The sequence below is a fragment of the Streptomyces bugieae genome, from assembly GCF_036352915.1.
Lineage (GTDB): Bacteria > Actinomycetota > Actinomycetes > Streptomycetales > Streptomycetaceae > Streptomyces > Streptomyces endophytica.
This window is the reverse complement of the sequence record NZ_JAZBJP010000015.1, coordinates 1-16,313: the sequence shown is the minus strand read 5'-3', so window position 1 is coordinate 16,313 and position 16,313 is coordinate 1. Positions and strand designations below refer to the sequence as shown.

The 16,313-nt window shown below is 72.0% G+C and carries 15 protein-coding genes; 2 read left to right on the top strand and 13 right to left on the bottom strand.

Features of this window, described 5'->3' with window-relative positions:
* Positions 1-398: 398 nt before the first annotated feature.
* Positions 399-593 carry a hypothetical protein gene (locus V2J85_RS22415; protein ID WP_261954387.1) on the top strand — a complete coding sequence of 65 codons (195 nt, stop codon included), beginning with the start codon at positions 399-401 and terminating at the stop codon, positions 591-593.
* Between the two features lie 87 nt (positions 594-680).
* On the opposite strand, the gene V2J85_RS22410 is transcribed toward V2J85_RS22415, so the two are convergent.
* The 6 genes from V2J85_RS22410 to V2J85_RS22385 all read right to left on the bottom strand — a co-directional run bounded on the left by V2J85_RS22410 (position 681) and on the right by V2J85_RS22385 (position 5,963).
* Positions 681-1,397, bottom strand: coding sequence for a transglycosylase SLT domain-containing protein (locus V2J85_RS22410; protein WP_330822554.1), 717 nt, complete (start codon positions 1,395-1,397; stop codon positions 681-683).
* Between the two features lie 501 nt (positions 1,398-1,898).
* Positions 1,899-2,747, bottom strand: coding sequence for an SRPBCC family protein (locus tag V2J85_RS22405; protein WP_330822553.1), 849 nt, complete (start codon positions 2,745-2,747; stop codon positions 1,899-1,901).
* Positions 2,744-3,061, bottom strand: a complete 318-nt coding sequence (locus V2J85_RS22400; RefSeq protein WP_261954384.1) for an ArsR/SmtB family transcription factor — start codon at positions 3,059-3,061, stop codon at positions 2,744-2,746. The genes V2J85_RS22405 and V2J85_RS22400 overlap by 4 nt, the downstream gene beginning before the upstream one ends.
* Positions 3,062-3,082: 21 nt before the next feature.
* Positions 3,083-4,009 carry an alpha/beta fold hydrolase gene (locus V2J85_RS22395; protein WP_330822552.1) on the bottom strand — a complete coding sequence of 309 codons (927 nt, stop codon included), beginning with the start codon at positions 4,007-4,009 and terminating at the stop codon, positions 3,083-3,085.
* 9 nt (positions 4,010-4,018) lie between these two features.
* Positions 4,019-5,284 (bottom strand): beta-ketoacyl-[acyl-carrier-protein] synthase family protein, encoded by a 1,266-nt coding sequence (locus V2J85_RS22390; RefSeq protein WP_261954382.1) that lies wholly within the window; start codon positions 5,282-5,284, stop codon positions 4,019-4,021.
* 229 nt (positions 5,285-5,513) lie between these two features.
* Positions 5,514-5,963, bottom strand: a complete 450-nt coding sequence (locus V2J85_RS22385) for a MarR family winged helix-turn-helix transcriptional regulator (RefSeq protein WP_261954381.1) — start codon at positions 5,961-5,963, stop codon at positions 5,514-5,516.
* A 127-nt stretch (positions 5,964-6,090) separates the two neighbouring features.
* Between V2J85_RS22385 and V2J85_RS22380 the strand changes: the two genes are divergently transcribed.
* Positions 6,091-6,501: an organic hydroperoxide resistance protein gene (locus V2J85_RS22380; RefSeq protein ID WP_261954380.1), complete on the top strand. Its 411-nt coding sequence runs from the start codon at positions 6,091-6,093 to the stop codon at positions 6,499-6,501.
* Here the strand turns inward: V2J85_RS22380 and V2J85_RS22375 are convergent.
* From V2J85_RS22375 to V2J85_RS22345, 7 genes are all read right to left on the bottom strand, one after another.
* Complete coding sequence (locus V2J85_RS22375) at positions 6,491-7,882, bottom strand: GH1 family beta-glucosidase (protein WP_419836822.1); 1,392 nt, start codon at positions 7,880-7,882, stop codon at positions 6,491-6,493. The two genes, V2J85_RS22380 and V2J85_RS22375, sit on opposite strands and share 11 nt — an antisense overlap.
* Positions 7,879-8,814 carry a carbohydrate ABC transporter permease gene (locus V2J85_RS22370; RefSeq protein ID WP_261954378.1) on the bottom strand — a complete coding sequence of 312 codons (936 nt, stop codon included), beginning with the start codon at positions 8,812-8,814 and terminating at the stop codon, positions 7,879-7,881. Before V2J85_RS22370 ends, V2J85_RS22375 begins: the two co-directional genes overlap by 4 nt.
* Complete coding sequence (locus V2J85_RS22365) at positions 8,807-9,730, bottom strand: carbohydrate ABC transporter permease (RefSeq protein WP_261954377.1); 924 nt, start codon at positions 9,728-9,730, stop codon at positions 8,807-8,809. Before V2J85_RS22365 ends, V2J85_RS22370 begins: the two co-directional genes overlap by 8 nt.
* A gap of 9 nt (positions 9,731-9,739) precedes the next feature.
* On the bottom strand, positions 9,740-11,056 hold the full coding sequence (locus V2J85_RS22360; protein ID WP_261954376.1) for an ABC transporter substrate-binding protein: 1,317 nt from the start codon (positions 11,054-11,056) through the stop codon (positions 9,740-9,742).
* Positions 11,057-11,255: 199 nt separating this feature from the next.
* Positions 11,256-12,590 (bottom strand): MFS transporter, encoded by a 1,335-nt coding sequence (locus V2J85_RS22355; RefSeq protein WP_330822550.1) that lies wholly within the window; start codon positions 12,588-12,590, stop codon positions 11,256-11,258.
* 194 nt (positions 12,591-12,784) lie between these two features.
* Positions 12,785-14,497 (bottom strand): amidohydrolase, encoded by a 1,713-nt coding sequence (locus V2J85_RS22350; RefSeq protein WP_330822549.1) that lies wholly within the window; start codon positions 14,495-14,497, stop codon positions 12,785-12,787.
* Between the two features lie 187 nt (positions 14,498-14,684).
* Positions 14,685-16,280 carry an APC family permease gene (locus V2J85_RS22345; protein ID WP_330822548.1) on the bottom strand — a complete coding sequence of 532 codons (1,596 nt, stop codon included), beginning with the start codon at positions 16,278-16,280 and terminating at the stop codon, positions 14,685-14,687.
* Positions 16,281-16,313: the final 33 nt, after the last annotated feature.

Sequence of the window (16,313 nt, the reverse complement as noted above, 5' to 3'; positions counted from 1 at the left end):
GCCGGAAAGCCCGCGTTATCGGGGTGCTTAAGTTGCCTGGCTCACAGCGCAATTACCGTCCGCCGGCCCCGTTTCATGCACCGGCCGGGGCCGATTCATCCGCCCGGCTGCCCGTTGTGGGCCAGCGGGATTCGGTAAATGTGGTGCGGGGCACTGCTGCTGAGCCCAAAAGAGCGGCATTTGTGCGCCAATTCACGTGCGGCAAACCGCTGTGCATTTCCGGCAGGTGGGCCCCGCGGCACGGCGCCGGCTGGGCCGTTGGTGACGCCCCCGCTACGGCAATACGGCGGTGCCGCTGGTCCGTTCGCAGCAGCGGCCCGGACTGTCGCATGACGGCGCGGCCCCGGCTCCCTGACAGTGACACCCACACAGTGGTCACTCACCGTAGGGATGTGCTCATGTTCCGTCGTATTGCCGTCGTTGTCACCGGCCTTCTCGTGACCGGCGTCCTGGCCGCGGGGTCCGCGACCGCGGCGCCCGTCGATGACCACCACCACCTCTCTCCCAGGGAAGAGGCGGGACTTCGCTTCGCCGGCGACGTGCTCGACGCGCTCTTCGGCGGCGCCGGCCCGGCACGGCACGGCCGCTACTGACGGCCCGACCGGAAGGCCGGAAAACGGCAGTGGCCCCACCCGCGCGATGCGGGCAGGGCCACGTGCCGTGGAGGTGCTACTGGCGGCTCAGTAGGCCGAGTTGACGTTGTCGATCGAGCCGTAGCGGTCGGCCGCGTAGTTGGCGGCGGCGGTGATGTTGGCCACCGGGTCGGTCAGCTTGTTGGCCGTGCCGGCGACGTGGTAGCGGTCGAAGGTGGGCTGGATCACCTGCAGGAGGCCCTTGGAGGGGATGCCGTTGATGGCGTTGATGTCCCAGTCGTTGACGGCGTTGGGGTTGCCGCTGGACTCGCGCATGATGTTGCGGTGCAGGCCCTCGTAGGAGCCCGGGATGCCCTTGGCGTGCATGATGTCGAGCGACTGGCGGATCCAGCCGTCGAGGTTGTTCGCGTAGCGCTTGGGAGCGGCCTTCGGCTTGACCTTGGGGGCGGCCTTCGGCGCCTGGGTCAGCGCCTTGCGCTCGACGGAACGGCTGGCGGCGTCCTTGGCCGCGTGCCCCTGCTTCTCGACGGCGGTGACCTTCAGGCCGTCGGCGACGGACGACGCCACGACCTGGTCCTTCTTGCCGTCGTCGGCACGGTCCTTGGCGGTCAGCGGCATTCCGTTGGCGCTGACCGGCTTGACCGCGGCCGGTGCGTGCGCGGACGGCGTCGCGGCATCGCTCGGCGCGGCGGTGAACGCCAGCGCGGCGGCGCAGCTCGCGGTGGCCACCAGCGCCGCGGAAGCCCTGTGGGTGCGGGTGATGCGGACGTTCCGGACGGCGCGGGGCAGGGTGAAGCTGGGCATGCGGATGTGACCTCTTCCAGAGCTTGGTGGCGGGGGAGGCGGCCTTCGGTTGGCGCGTGAGGACCGAGGGTCGTTGCCCGCGCTCGCCGCTCCGGCTGAGTTCGCAGACGTTCTCGGTGCTACCCGGAACATGGTTAGCGCTCGCCCTGGAGGGTGGCAAAGAGGTGTTGTACTACCTCTCTTCGTGACTTGAGGAGAGATGTCCGATATAAATTCCCGATTCCCCCCGAATTGCAGGTGTCACGTCCCCCGCGGCATTCGACTAGGAATGGTCGTACGTGACGTACGTCGCGTGCCCGGCATCACCTGGAACCGCCCCCGTACCCCGCTCCGGACCCCCGCCGGAGTTGCCCGGCTCACACCCCGCGGTGCGGCCCGCATACCCCTGCGCAAAGGAGAAGCGCCCCCTGCGAAGTCCGCAGGGGGCGCTTTCCCGTGCCGCCGGCAACAAGGCCGGGGAACAACGTGGGGCAGGCCCGCGAAAACGTGGGGCAGGCCCGCTCAATCCGTCAGCAGCCGGGCCGCCAGTCTTTCGATCCTGGCGTGCCACGCCTCCAGTGCGGGCCCCGGATCGACGTCCCGCGGGCCGGTCTGGGTGAGTACGAGCCGGGCGCCGTGGCCGGTGCCCTTTCCCAGTTCCCAGCGGACAGTCCCCTCCGTGTGCCAGCGGTACGCGAGGAGTGTGGGGGCGCTCACCTCGGTGACCGGTCCGTCCGGCACCGGGGGAGCGGTGAAGCCCGGTGGCACCGGCGCCCCCACCACGGGCTCCGCACCCCCGGTCAGCGCCGCCCACACCGCCTCGGCGGGCCGCACCAGCTGGCGCTCGAAGCGGATCCGCGGTCCGTCCGGTGTGTCCTCGACCACGCCGGCCCCGAGCCCGAACTGCTCCAGGTACGCCTCGTGCAGCTCGCCGGTGTCCCGGTCCACCGCCGGGTCCCGGCCGTCGAGCAGCTGGGACAGCGCGGTCAGGCACAGGTGCCAGCCGGAGGCGAAGCTGGCGCCGCCGAACCGGTCGCCGAAGGTATGCGTCAGGGTCAGCAGCGAGCCGTTCCCGTCCGGCGTGATCTCCCAGCGCAGATGGTCTTCACCCCAGGTGAACGCGAAGAGTTGGGGCGGCTCGGCGTCGGTGACGGTGCCGGTCATGGCGACCCCGGTCACACCGGGCATGGTGAAGGTCATCGCCCCGCCGGGCCGGAGCTCGACGGCGACCTGGGAGGGGAACCAGCGTCCGAGCTGCGCCGGGTCGGTGAGTGCCGCCCAGACCTTCTCCGGCGGATGGTCGAGCCGGCGCTCCATGCGCAGTGCGGGGCGGCCGTTCCGGGTGGTGAGGCTGTCGGAGTGCGGAATCATCGGGGGTCGTCCTCCATGGCGTCGAGGTGCCGTTCCAGGGCGTCGAGGCTCCCGGCCCACAGGTGCCGGTAGTGCGCGAGCCAGACGTCCAGCTCCGCGAGCGGTTCCGGCCGGAGTTCGTACCAGCGGCGCTGGGCGTCCTGCCGGACCTGGACCAGCCCGGCCTCGCGCAGCACCCGCAGGTGCTTGGAGGTGCCGGGCTGGCTCAGGCCGAGTTCCGCGGTGAGCTCGCCGACCAGCCGCGGGCGCTCCAGCAGCAGGTCGAGGATCTTGCGCCGGCTCGGCTCCGCGAGTACGTCGAACGGTAGGGGCATACAGCAAGTATGCGCCTCTGGTTATATAACCGCAACGGAATACTGGTCTGCGGTGGCGACGGAACGGGCCGGAGGCGGCACCGGGCGGGGCACCGGGACGAGCGCGGGGGCGCACTCCAGTGGCCCGTCGGTGAAGAACCGGGCCGCCAACTCCGCGACGTCATCGGCCCGTTCGAGCACCACCCAGTGATCCGTGTCGGGGACGGCCAGGAAGCGGCTGCCGGGAATCCGCGCCGCGAAGGCCCGCTGCCGCTCCGCGGACGTCACCGTGTCGTGCTCACCGCTGAAGACCAGCGTGCGCACCCCGGCCGGCACACCGGAGAAGTCCGCACGGTCGGTGAGCGCGCGGCCCAGTGCGTCCGCCGCATGGGGCGAGTGCCGCGCCGCGTGCAGCATCGACCGCCGGACGTACCGCCGCGCCAGGGCCCGCCGGGTGACGTACCGGTCCTCGTCGAGGCACATCAGGGCCTCGGTGACCATCGTCGCGAAGGTGCCGGCGTCACCCCGCGCGAGGTGGCCCGCGGCCCGCCGCCACAGCTCCAGCTGCCCGCCGGTCAGATGCGCCGGTACGCCCCCGAGGGCCAGCCGCGCGATCCGCCCGGGCACCCGCCGGGCGCACCCGTGGGCGAGGCCCGCCCCGTAGGAGAAGCCGAAGAGGTTGATCCGCGGCACGTCCAGGTCGTCGATGATCCGCTCCAGGGCGGCACACAGCAGACCGTGGGCCGGCCCCGGCGGCAGCGGCCCGGCGTCGCCCATCCCGGGCAGGTCGGCGGTCACCACGTCCGCCAGCGGGCCCAGCCGGTCCTCCATCTGCGGCCAGCCGAACATGCCCTGCAGCGCACCGCCCACCACCACGACCGGCTCGGTGACCGGCGCCGGGGCGCGCAGCCGCCGGTAGGCGAAGCCCACCCCGTGCACCGACAGCGACCGGACCGTCTCCTCGTGCATCGCCGCCGCCTAGCGGGTCAGCACGAGGGCGGCGTTGTGCCCGCCGAAGCCGAGCGACGTCTTGACCGCACAGTCGAAGGACGCCCGCCGCGGCTCCTGCCGCACGATCTCCAGCGGCAGCCGCGGATCGGGCACGTCGAGGTTCGCGGTCGGCGGCACCAGCTGCTCCTCCAGGGCGAGCACGGCGAGCGCGGTCTCGATACCGCCGGCCGCGCCCAGCGTGTGGCCGGTCATCGCCTTCGTGGACGTGACCAGCGGATGATCGCCGATCACCCGCCGCAGCATGGTGGCCTCGATCAGGTCGTTGACCACCGTCGACGTGCCGTGCGCATTGACGTGCCCGACGTCGCCCGGCTGCACGCCCGCGTCGGCCATCGCGGTGCGCAGCGCCTGCTCGATGCCCTTGCCCTCGGGGTCCGGGGCGACCGCGGCATAGGCGTCGCTGGAGGCCCCGTAACCGCTGACGTGCGCCCGGACCGGCGCCCGGCGGGCCGCGGCGTGCTCCGGCCGCTCCAGTACGAGCAGACCGGCGCCCTCACCGACCACGAAACCGTCCCGGGCGGCGTCGAACGGCCGGCAGGCCGCGGCCGGGTCCTCCCGCCGGGTCGAGACCGCCTTCATCCGGCAGGCGCTGGCGATCAGCAGCCGGGAGATCGGCGACTCGGCGCCGCCGGCGATGGCGATGTCGCAGGCTCCGGTGCGCAGCAGCTGGTGCGCGGTGCCCAGGGCGACGGTCCCGGAGGAGCAGGCCGTCGCCACCCCCAGACTGGGGCCGCGCACCCCGAGGTCCATGCAGACGCTGCTGGCGGCGCCGTTGACGACGGTCAGCGGGGCGAGCTTGGGGGAGACCCGGCGGGCGCCGCGCTCGGCCATCGCCGCGCACTGCTGGTCGTAGAAGGGCAGGCCGCCGTGCGCGGAGCCGATGACCACCGCGACCCGGGAGCCGTCCCAGGTCTCCGGGTCCAGGCCGGCGTCCGCGATCGCCTCGCGGGCCGCGATCACCGCGAGCTGTGCGAAGCGGTCCATCAGCCGCTGGGCCGCCACGCCGAGCTGCTCGGTGGTGTCCAGGTCGGAGGTGTACATGAAGTCACAGGGGAGATCGGCGAGTTCGGGGTGCGGGTGCACCCCGCTGGGCCCGGTGTCCTGGGTGACCGAGTGCCAGGTGGCCTTCGCGGTGGCGCCCGCCGCGGTCACCATGCCCAGTCCCGTCACCGCCGCGGAGAACGGCTGCCGGCGGGCCGTCACGCCGTGACCGGAAATCGCTGGGCGGGACATCCCTGGACCGGCCGGGCGTGGACAACTTCTGCCGCATTCACGTGGCGTTCCTCCGCTTGTTGGCGTGCCGCCCACCGCGTCATGGACGGGTCTCGCCGGTGGCCCGGCGGTTTGGCCACTCTTTATACGCCTTCGTCCGGTTGAGCCCCCAACCTTGGTAACTCAATGGGGTGATGGGGGCGCCGGGAGTCGGGGAACGCCGTCCGGCCGGCCGCGGCGCGCGGGGGCCTCAGGACGCGTCGAGTGCGCCGGTCACCCGGCCCAACAGGCCCCGCAGCGTGCGCAGTTCCTCGACCGTCAGGCCGGTGGCGGCGAGTATCCGGCGGGGGACCGGCAGGGCCGCCTCGCGCAGCTCGTCGCCCGCCGGGGTCAGGTGGACGGTGACCGACCGCTCGTCCTCGGTGCTGCGCTCGCGGTGCACCAGGCCGGCCGTCTCCAGGCGCTTGAGCAGCGGGGAGAGGGTGCCGGAGTCCAGCCGGAGCCGCTCGCCGATGGCCTTGACCGGCTGTGCGCCGTGCTCCCACAGGACCAGCATGACCAGGTACTGGGGGTAGGTGAGGCCGAGGTCCTTCAGGGCGTCCCGGTAGACGCCGCCGAACGCCCGGGAGGCGGCGTGCAGGGAGAAGCAGACCTGGTGGTCGAGGCGGAGCAGTTCGGCGTCCGGCGGAAGCGTGGTCATGGCTCCAGGTTAGCCGGGCGGGCATTTAAGTTGTGCGCAATCAAGTTGCGCACAACTTAAATCTCTGCGACAGTGGAGCCCGTCGGGCGGCCGGTAAGCGGCCGCCCCGCAGGTGAAGGGACACCTCATGGACGCGCTGTACACCGCCGTCGCCACCGCCAACGGCCGCGAGGGCCGGGCCGTCAGCTCCGACGGCACCATCGACCTCGCCCTGGCCCTGCCGCCCGAGCTCGGCGGCAACGGCGCCGGCACCAACCCGGAGCAGCTCTTCGCCGCCGGCTACGCGGCCTGCTTCGCCAGCGCGATGAGCAACGTCGCCCGCCGGATGAAGCTCGACACCAAGGACGTCTCGGTCACCGCCGAGGTCTCCCTCGGCAAGGACGGCGAGGGCTTCGGCCTCGGCGTCGTCATGCGGGTGGAGCTGCCGGACACCCTGGCGGGCGAGACCGGGCGCCGGCTGGTCGAGGCCACCCACGAGTTCTGCCCCTACTCCAAGGCCACCCGCGGCAACATCCCGGTCGAGCTGGTCATCGAGTAGGACGGTGCCGGCGGATCAGCCCCGCGTAGTGCCGGCCGCTGTCCTTCAGGGTGCGGGCCTGGGTCGCGTAGTCGACGTGGAACAGGCCGAACCGCTTGCCGTAGCCGTAGGCCCACTCGAAGTTGTCCATCAGGGACCAGGCGTAATACCCGGCGAGCGGCGCACCCTGCCGGGCGGCCCGGGCGCAGGCCGCCAGATGCCCGTGCAGATACGCGGTGCGCTCCGGATCCCGCACCGTCCCGTCCGGCCGGACCACGTCCGGATACGCGGCGCCGTTCTCCGTGACGTAGATCCTCGGCGCCGCGTACTCCCTGGTCAGCCGCAGCAGCAGGGCCTCGATGCCGCCGGCGTCGATCTCCCAGCCCATCCCCGTACGCGGCACGTGCGGCCGGCGCACCGGGCGGGCGTACGGCGGCGGGCCGGCCGGATCGGCGGCCACCACGGCCGGGAAGTAATAGTTCAGCCCCAGCCAGTCCAGCGGCTGCGCGATGACCTCCGGATCGCCGGCCCGCTCCGGCAGGTCGACGCCGTACACCTCCCGCATGTCCGCCGGGAAACCGCGGCCGTGCACCGGGTCCAGCCACCAGCGGTTGGTGTGCCCGTCCATCCGCCGCGCCGCCGCCGCATCGGCCTCCGACCCGGTGGCCGGCTCCACGGTGCTGAGGTTGTTCACGATGCCCACCTCGGCGTCCGGCGCCTCGGCACGGATCGCCTGCACGGCCAGCCCGTGACCGAGCAGCAGATGGTACGAGGCCCGCACCGCCGCCGTGCGGTCCGTGACCCCGGGCGCCATCAGGCCTTCGAGATGCCCGATCCACGCCGAGCACAGCGGCTCGTTGAGGGTGGCCCAGTGGCGGACCCGGTCGCCGAGCCGGCCGGCCACCACCGACGCGTACCCCGCCAGCCGCTCCGCGGTCTCCCGCACCGGCCAGCCACCGCGGTCCTGCAGGGCCTGCGGCAGATCCCAGTGGTACAAGGTGGCGGACGGGGCGATGCCCGCCGCCAGCAGTCCGTCCACCAGCCGGTCGTAGAAGTCCAGGCCCGCCGCATTGACCCGGCCGTCACCCCGCGGCACGATCCGCGGCCACGACAGCGAGAACCGGTAGCCGCCGACGCCCAGTTGACCCATCAGGCCGATGTCCTCCCGCCAGCGGTGATAGTGGTCGCAGGCCACCTCCCCGGTGTCGCCGCCGGCGATCCGCCCCGGCGTGCGCGAGAACGTGTCCCAGATGGACGGCGCCCGGCCGTCCTCGTCGACCGCCCCCTCGATCTGATAGGCCGACGTGGCCACGCCCCAGACGAAGTCGTCCGGCAGGGCGGCGAAATCGATCCGTTCGGTCACGGCGTTCCTCTCGACGGCGGGCCTTTCGGCACGGATCATTTGACGGCCCCGGCGGTCAGCCCGGCGACCAGATAGCGCTGCAACAGCAGGAACCCCGCCACCACCGGCACGCTGACCACCAGCGACGCGGCCATGACCTGGTTCCAGTACACGTCGTTCTGCGTGGCGTAACCCTGCAGCCCGACCGACAGCGTGCGGGTGGTGTCGTTCGTCATCACCGAGGCGAACAGCACCTCGCCCCACGCCGTCATGAACGCGTACACCCCGACCGCCACGATCCCCGGCACCGCCGCCGGCACCACCACCCGCAACAGCGCCCCCAGCGCCCCGCAGCCGTCCACGTACGCCGCCTCGTCCAGCTCCCGCGGCACCGACGCGAAGTACCCGGTCAGCATCCAGATCGAGAACGGCAGCGAGAACGTCAGATAGGTCAGGACCAGCCCGCCCCGGGAACCGTAGAGCGCCACACCGGTGGCGTTCCCGATGTTGACGTAGAGCAGGAACAACGGCAGCAGGAAGAGGATGCCGGGAAACATCTGCGTGGACAGCACCGTCACCGTGAACACCCGCCGGCCGCGGAACCGGTACCGGCTGACCGCATACGCCGCGAACACCGCGATCACCACCGAACAGACCGTCGCCGACCCCGCCACGATCAGCGAGTTCACGAAGTAGTGCGCCAGCGGCACGGTCCGCCAGATGTCGAGGTACGGCCGGACGGTCAGCTCGCTCGGCAGCCACCGGAACACACCCGACACGTCCCGCAGCGGCTTCAGCGAACTGCTCAGCATGACGTACACCGGCAGCAGGACGAAGCCGGTCAGCGCGGTCAGGAAGATCCGCCGCGCCCAGCGGAACGACCGGGGCGGCGCGGTGGGCGACGCCCCGCGACGGGACCGGGAGCGCCCGCGGACCGGCGGGCGCGGCGCACGGACGGCCGGGCGGGGCGCGCGGGCAGCGGTGTCAGCCATCGGCGTACTTCCTTCCGCGGGACGTCACCAGCAGATAGCCGGCCGTCACCACCAGCAGGAACAGCAGCAACAGCACGGACATCGCCGAGCCCGTACCGAAGTTCCAGGTGGCGAACGACGACTGGTAGATGTGCACGGACAGCAGGTCGGCGGCCTCCGGCGCGGCCTTCCCGAACAGCACGTACGGCGTGTTGAAATCGTTGAACGTCCACAGGAACAGCACCAGCACCAGCACCTGGTTGACCGGCCGCAGCGACGGCAGCGTGATCCGCCACAGCTGCCGCAGCATCCCCGCCCCGTCCAGCGCCGCCGCCTCGTACAGGTCCTTCGGGATGTTCTGCAACGCCGCCATCACCACCAGGAACGCGAACGGCCAGGTCTTCCACACGGCGACCACCAGCAGCGCCACGAAGCTGTTGTCGCCCAGCAACCAGAACGGCCGGTCACCGGTGAGGTGCAACTGGTCGTGCAGCACGTGATTCACCAGCCCGCTGTCCCGCTGGAACAGGAACGCCCAGGTGATCACCGCGGCGTAGACCGGCAGCGCGTACGGGACGAGGAACACCGCCCGCAGCAGCCCCCGCCCGCGGAAGTTCTCCTGCAGGAAGACCGCCGCCGCCGTCCCCAGCAGCCAGCAGAACCCCACCGCCAGCACACTGAACACACACGTCACCCAGAACGAGTGCAGCAACGCGGCACCCACCGGAGCGTTCAGATCCACCGCCACCCGGTAGTTGCCCAGCCCCTTCCAGGGCGCCGCACCCCAGTTGCCGAGGAAGAACTGGGTCAGCTCCCGGAAACTCATCACGACGCCGATCACCATCGGCACGAGATGGACCAGCACCTCCACGACCAGCGCGGGCAGCAACAGCAGATACGGCAGGCCGGCACGGCGCAGCCGGGCGAAACGCACCACCGCGGGCCCTCACTTCGCCATCTGCTGCGCGGCCCTGGCCAACCGGGCCCGCACCGACGCCGTGGTCACCGGATGCCCGGCCGCCGCATCGGCGAACAGGTCCTTGATCGCCGTGCCCACCGACGTCTCGAACTGCGCCTCGTCGGGGATCTGCGGCAGCGGCGCGGCGCTCCTGGTCAGCGTCCGGCGCAGCACCCTGGTGTCCTGCCGGTCGAACGCCGGGTCCCGCTGTGCGGCCTTGACCGGCGGGATCGCACCGTACGTCTTGTTCAGCAGCCGCTGCTCGGCGTCGCTCGTCAGGAACTTCACGAACTTCCGGGCGCCGTTGAGGTTGTGGGTGTTCCTGAAGACCGCGACGTTGATCCCGGCGAGCATCGAGTTGGTCTGCCGGCCGGCTCCCGGGCGGCCGGACGGCACCGGCACCGGCACGACGCCCCAGTCCGACGGCTTCATCCCGTCCGCCGCGAACGTCGTCGCCGCGGCCTGCCACAGCACCATCGCGGTCCGGCCGGTCGCGAAGTCCCGCAACGACTGGTTCTGGCCGTACTCGGCGTTCCCCGGCGCGATGATCCTGTCCTTGGCCATGAAGTCGACGTACTGCTTGACCGCCGCGACCGCACCGTCCGAGGTGAACGCCGGCTTGCCGGCCGCGTCGAAGAAGTCCGCGCCGTGCTGCTTGCCGAGCACGAACGCCTGGTGGATGTTGTTGGCCAGCTGCCCGCCCTCGGCCCCCAGTCCCCACTTGCCGTCCTTCGACACCTTCTTGCCCGCCGCCACCAACTCGCCCCAGGTGGCCGGGGGTTTGCTGATCCCGGCGTCCTGGAACATCCGCTTGTTGTAGTAGAGCGCGTACGTCAGCGAATACAGCGGCACCGCGGCCGGGTCCTTGCCCGCCGCACCGGTCGCGGCCAGCGCCGGCGCGGCGAACCGGTCCCGCCCGCCGATCGCCGCGAAGTTCTTCTCGTCCCACGGCAGCAGCGCGCCGGTGGCCTGCAACGACGCCGACCAGGTGTTGCCGATGTTGAGCACGTCCGGGCCCTGGCCCGACGTGGTGGCCGCCAGGATCCGGTTCAGCAGATCGGGCCAGGGAATGACCTCCAGCTTCACCTTGATGCCCGTCTGCCTCTCGAACTTCTTCAGCTCCGGCCCCAGGACCTTCTTGTCCGCCTCGACATTCGGCCCCTGATTGGACGCCCAGTACGTCAGCGTCGTCGGGGAATCGTTACTGCCCCCACCACCTGGGCTCGACCCGCCACCGCACCCCGAAACCGCCGCGGCGAGCACGGCGACGAGGGCGGAGACGGGCGCGACTCGGAGTATGCGCATGACGGATACGCCTCTCTCTCAGGAGTCCGAGGGCCGGCCCTGTTCAGTTCCTGAACGGCCTCAAGGCTTGACTTCCGGTGTGAGTTAAAGCCTGAGAGACGGAGGCGTCAAGGGAGCGCACGGCGAAGGCGGGCACCGGCTGCCACCAACCTGCCCGCATCGAGGGCGAGTTGAGGAAGTGTGTGCCGCACGGCAGGTGCTACACGGAGTGGCCGGTGGGCTCCTGCGCCACCTCCGGCGGAGCCGCGGGAACGGCCACGGCCCCGTCGGGCAACGGACCGAACCGGCGCCCCCGAACGAGCAGCAAGGCCACCGCACCCGCCGCCAACCCCGCCCCGCAGCTCAGCCCGAACGCCGCCCGGTACCCGTACACCTCGGCCAGCGGCCCGGCCACCACCGCCGCGGCGCACTGCCCGATGATCAGCCCGGACCCCAGCAGCGCCATCGCCTCACCCATCCGCGCGGCCGGCGCGATGCGCTCCCCGAGCCCGAACACCGCGATCAGATGCGGCGCCACCGCCACCCCGATCCCCGCGATCACCAGCGACGCCCCGACGAACCCGTCCACCGCCAGCAGCGGCAACACCAACAACGCCTGCGCCACGATCGCCCACCGCAGCCGGACCGTCAGATCCCGCCGCGCCGGCAACGCCGTCGACACCAGCCCGGCCAGCGCACTGGTCACCGCCATCCCACCCCACACGAAACCGGCCATCCCCGCATCGCCCAGCTCCTTGCTCAGCGCGCTGACGCCGGCGTTCGCGCCGCCCCAGATCAACCCCTGCCCCAGCGCCATCACCCACAGCACGATCAGCCCGGGCGACACCAACGGCACCCCGGCGGCCGCCACCCGTTCGCTGCGCACCGGTCCCGGAGCGGTCGGATGCACCGCGAACAGCACCCCGCACACGGCACCGAGCACGGCCGCCAGCAGGAGGCCCGCCGCGGGGTGGAACAGGACCACGACGGTGGCCGCCAGCGCCGGCCCCGCCATGAAGCTGATCTCGTCGATCGTCGTATCCAGGGACAGCGCACGCCCGGTCAACTCCTTCGCGTCGGGGCCTGCCGGACGGGCCGCGGCGCGCTCCTGCCCTCCGGGACCCGCCGCCCCGGACGCCGTCAGCACGCTCCAGCGCGTCCGCGACAGCGGCCCCACCTGCGGCAGCGTCGCCCCGGTCAGCCCCGCGAGCACGGCCTGCACCGCCGCCGGAAGACCGGCGAGCACGGCCCCCACCAGCGCCACGATCACGCCCGCGTTGACGAGCGAGGCCACCAGGATCACCGGCCGGTGCCCCCGCCGGTCGGCCAGCCGCCCGACCGGCGTCCCGCCCACCGCCTGCCCGAGCCACAGCATCCCCGCCACGACCCCGGCCCGGCCGATGCCGTCCACCTCGGTGAGCATCAGCAGCGTGCCGATCGGACACAGCGCGGCAGGCAACCGCGCCAGGAACGACAGCACCGGCAAACCCACCCCGGCGATCTCCACCACCGCCCGCACCCCGGCGCACGGCGACCCGGAACGCGGGGCCGTCACGCCGCCCCCGCCCCCGCCCGCGGCACGCCGGATCGCGCCGGTCCCGCACCCCTGCCCATGTCTCCCCCGTCCGCAGACCTCCCTCAGTGGACCGGAGGCCCACCATCCGGAGCCATCCGCACGTCCTCCGAAACGCCGCCCGGGAAAGGGGCGTTGGTGTGGAGGAACACCCAAGCCGGGAAGCCGCTCATGCCTCAGGCGTCATCGGCCGCATACACCCGCCGCCCCCCGACGAACGTCTCCAGCACCCGGGTCGCGGCGATCTCCTCCGGCGGCCCGTCGAACGGGTCCCGGTCCAGGACGACCAGGTCGGCCAGCTTCCCCGGCTGGATGCTGCCCGTCTCGTCGAGGTGGTTGGCGTACGCACTGCCGGCCGTGTAGGCGGCCAGCGCCGACCCCAGGTCCAGCCGCTGCTCCGGCAGGAAGACCGGCGCCGAGGGCGGCGCTTCCGGGGTGCGGCGGTTGACCGCCACGTGCAGCGCGGCGAGCGGATCGGGCGAGCTGACCGGCCAGTCGCTGCCCGCCGCGAGCGTGGCCCCCGCCCGCAGCAGATCACCGAACGGGTACTGCCACGACGCCCGTTGCGCCCCCAGGAAGGGAATCGTCAGCTCGTCCATCTGCGGCTCGTGCGCGGCCCACAGCGCCTGGATGTTCGCCGTCGCCCCGAGCCGGCGGAAACGCGGCACGTCATCGGGGTGGACGACCTGGAGATGCGCGAGATGCGGCCGCGTGTCGCGCCAGCCGTTCGCCCGCCGGGCCGCCTCGACCGCATCGAGCGCCTCCCGCACGGCACGGTCGCCGAGGGCGTGGAAGTGCACCTGGAACCCCTCCGCGTCCAGCAGCGTGACGTACGTCCGCAGCTCCTCGGGATCGATGAACGAGATCCCGCTGTTGTCGGAGGCACAGCCGCACGCGGTGAGGTAGGGGCTGAGCATGGCCGCCGTATGGTTCTCCGCGATCCCGTCCTGCATGATCTTCACGCTCGTCGCCCGCAACCGCCCGCCCGTCAACTCGTCGCGCCTGGCGATGAGTTCGGGAATCTGCTCGGCGCCACGGGCCCGGTCCCACCACAGCGCCCCGGTCACCCGCGCGGTCAGCCGGCCCTCGCCCCGGGCGGCCACATACGCGGGGACGGCATCGACGAGACCGGGGGCCCGGCCCAGCATCGCGTCCTGCCAGGCGGTCACCCCGTAACTGTGCAGCAGCCGCTGCGCCCTCAGCAGCCCGGCGGTCTGCTCGGCGAGCGTCGGCTCCGGGACCAGGTCGGCCACCAGCCGCATGGCCCCCTCCTGCAGCATGCCGGACGGATGACCGTCGGCCTCCCGCTCGATCCGGCCGTCGGACGGGTCCGGCGTACCGGCGGTGAGCCCGGCGCGTTCCAGGGCACGGGAGTTGGCCCAGCCACCGTGGTGATCACGGTTGACGAGGAACACCGGCCGGTCCGGCACGAGGGCGTCGAGGAACTGGCGGGTGGGCATCCCGCCCGGGAACGCCTCCAGGGACCAGCCGCCGCCGGTGATCCACGGCGCCCGCGGATGTGCGGCCGCGTACGAGCCGATCAGCTCCCGGTACGCCTCCGCGGTGTCCGCGGCGCTCAGATCACACTGCGCCAACTCCATGCCACCGCCCACCGGGTGGACGTGCGCGTCCTGGAACCCGGGGATCAGCAGCTTGCCGTGGAGGTCGACCACCTCCGTTCCCGGCCCGATCAACTCCCGTACGTCCGCGTCGTGCCCGACGGCGACGATCCGCTCCCCGCGCACGGCCACCGCACCGGCCCGGCTGCGCGCGGCGTCGACGGTGTGCACGGGCCCGGAGAGGAAGACGAGGTCGGCGGGGGAGGAGAGGGAGGTGGCGGTCGAGGGGCAGGCGGAGGCGGAGGTGGTTGTCGAGCTGTGGGGGGCCATCTTGCGGTTACTCCAGAGACGTTGGTGGTGTTGGCGGGTCGGAGGTGTTGGTTGGTGGTGTGGATTACTCATGTGGATTGCTCGTGTGCATTGCTCGCCTGGATTGCTCGTGTGGATTGCTCGTGTGGATTATTCGTGTGGTCGCTCTTCGCCGGTGAGTTGCTGAGCGTTGCCGTCGCTCCGGTCGTCAGCCATCGGAAGGCGACGGCAAGGGGGGAGGCGTCGAGGCCAAGGTGATGGTCCCGCCCCCGCTCCCGCTCCCGTCCTCGTCCCCGCCCTTGTCCCTGTCCCCGTCCATCGGCAGTGTCAGCGCATCCGCGTCCGTCCCCCTGCCGGTACGGAAGTACGGTGCGCGCCGCACCCACTTGGCCCAGGCCGCCGCCGCCAGCCCCAGCAGGATGAACGCGGCCGGCAGGGCCAGCATGAACCAGCCGTTGTCCGGGCTCATCGCGAAGTGGTCGCTCATCGTCGCGTAGTCCCAGACGAGGTAGCCGCCCAGCCCGAACAGCACCAGCGCACTCGCCGCGGGCACGACCACATCCCGCAGCGCGCGGACCGCACCCTGGCGCAGGCTGTCGCGGAAGCGCACCGCGCAGGCGAGCGCGGTGAGCCCGTAATAGAGGGCCACCGTGAGACCGATCGAATTCACCGCGGTGAGGATCATGTCGTTGAGCTGGGGGATGCCGACGGCGAGGACGGCGATCAGCGCGGCGATCGCCATGATGAGGAGCGTGCCGACGGCCGGCGAGCCGTAACGCGGGTGCACCCGCTGCCACACCGGGCCGAGCGTCCGGTCGCGCGCCATCGCCAGCGCACCGCGGGCGGTGGGGATGACGCTCGACTGCAGGGAGGCGAAGGCGGAACACATCAGCGCCGCCAACGGCAGCGAGGCCCAGGGCTCCGGCGCCAGTTTGCCGCCGAGGAAGGTGAGCGCCTGCGGGCCGTTGTGGACGAGTTCGCCGGTGCTCATCACCCGCTGGAAGGCGACCGCGCCGACGAGGAACAGGCCCGCCATCACCACCAGGGCGATCAGCCCGCCGCGAGCCGCGTCCGAGGCGCTGCGGGTCTCCTCGTTGACGCTGAACGCCGCGTCCCAGCCCCAGTAGATGAACACCGCGAGCACCATCCCCTGCGCCAGCGCCTGGGGTGAGCCGATGTCGAACGGGTTCAGCCAGGACAGCGAGAACGGCTGGTCCCCGACGACCAGGGCATAGCCGCAGAAGACCAGCAGCACCGCGTACTCGAAGATCAGCAGCCACATTTGCAGCCGGGTCGCCGCGCGCACGCCCGTAATGGCGGTCACGGTGACGGCGACCAGCGCGACGAGCCCCACGGCGGTACTGATACCGGTCGAGCCCGGATCCAGCCGCAGTCCCCACATGCTGTGCCAGCCCAGCTTGTTGAGGAACTGCAGCACCACGGACCCGGTCACCGCGCCCGTGTACGCCATGAAGACCACGTTGCCGACCAGCACCACCCACCCGGTGAGGAACCCGGGCCAGGGGCCGATCGACCGGCCGACCCAGGTGTAGCCGCTGCCGCAGTTGGGCTCGGTGCGGTTGAGTCGGGCGTACGAGAGCGCGATGCCGAGGATGGGCAGACACGCCAGCAGCAACAGCGCGGGCGTCTGCCGCCCGGCGTACGCGGCCAACGAGCCCATCCCGATGCCGATGCTGGTGGTGGCCGCGGTACTGGACGCGGCGATGGCCACCCCGTCCTTCACCCCCAGCGCGCGGCGCATGCCCGCGCGGTTCTCGGATTCCTGCGGGATTGCGGAGGACATGGCATCGACTCCTTGGAGGGGGAGGGGAGGGGG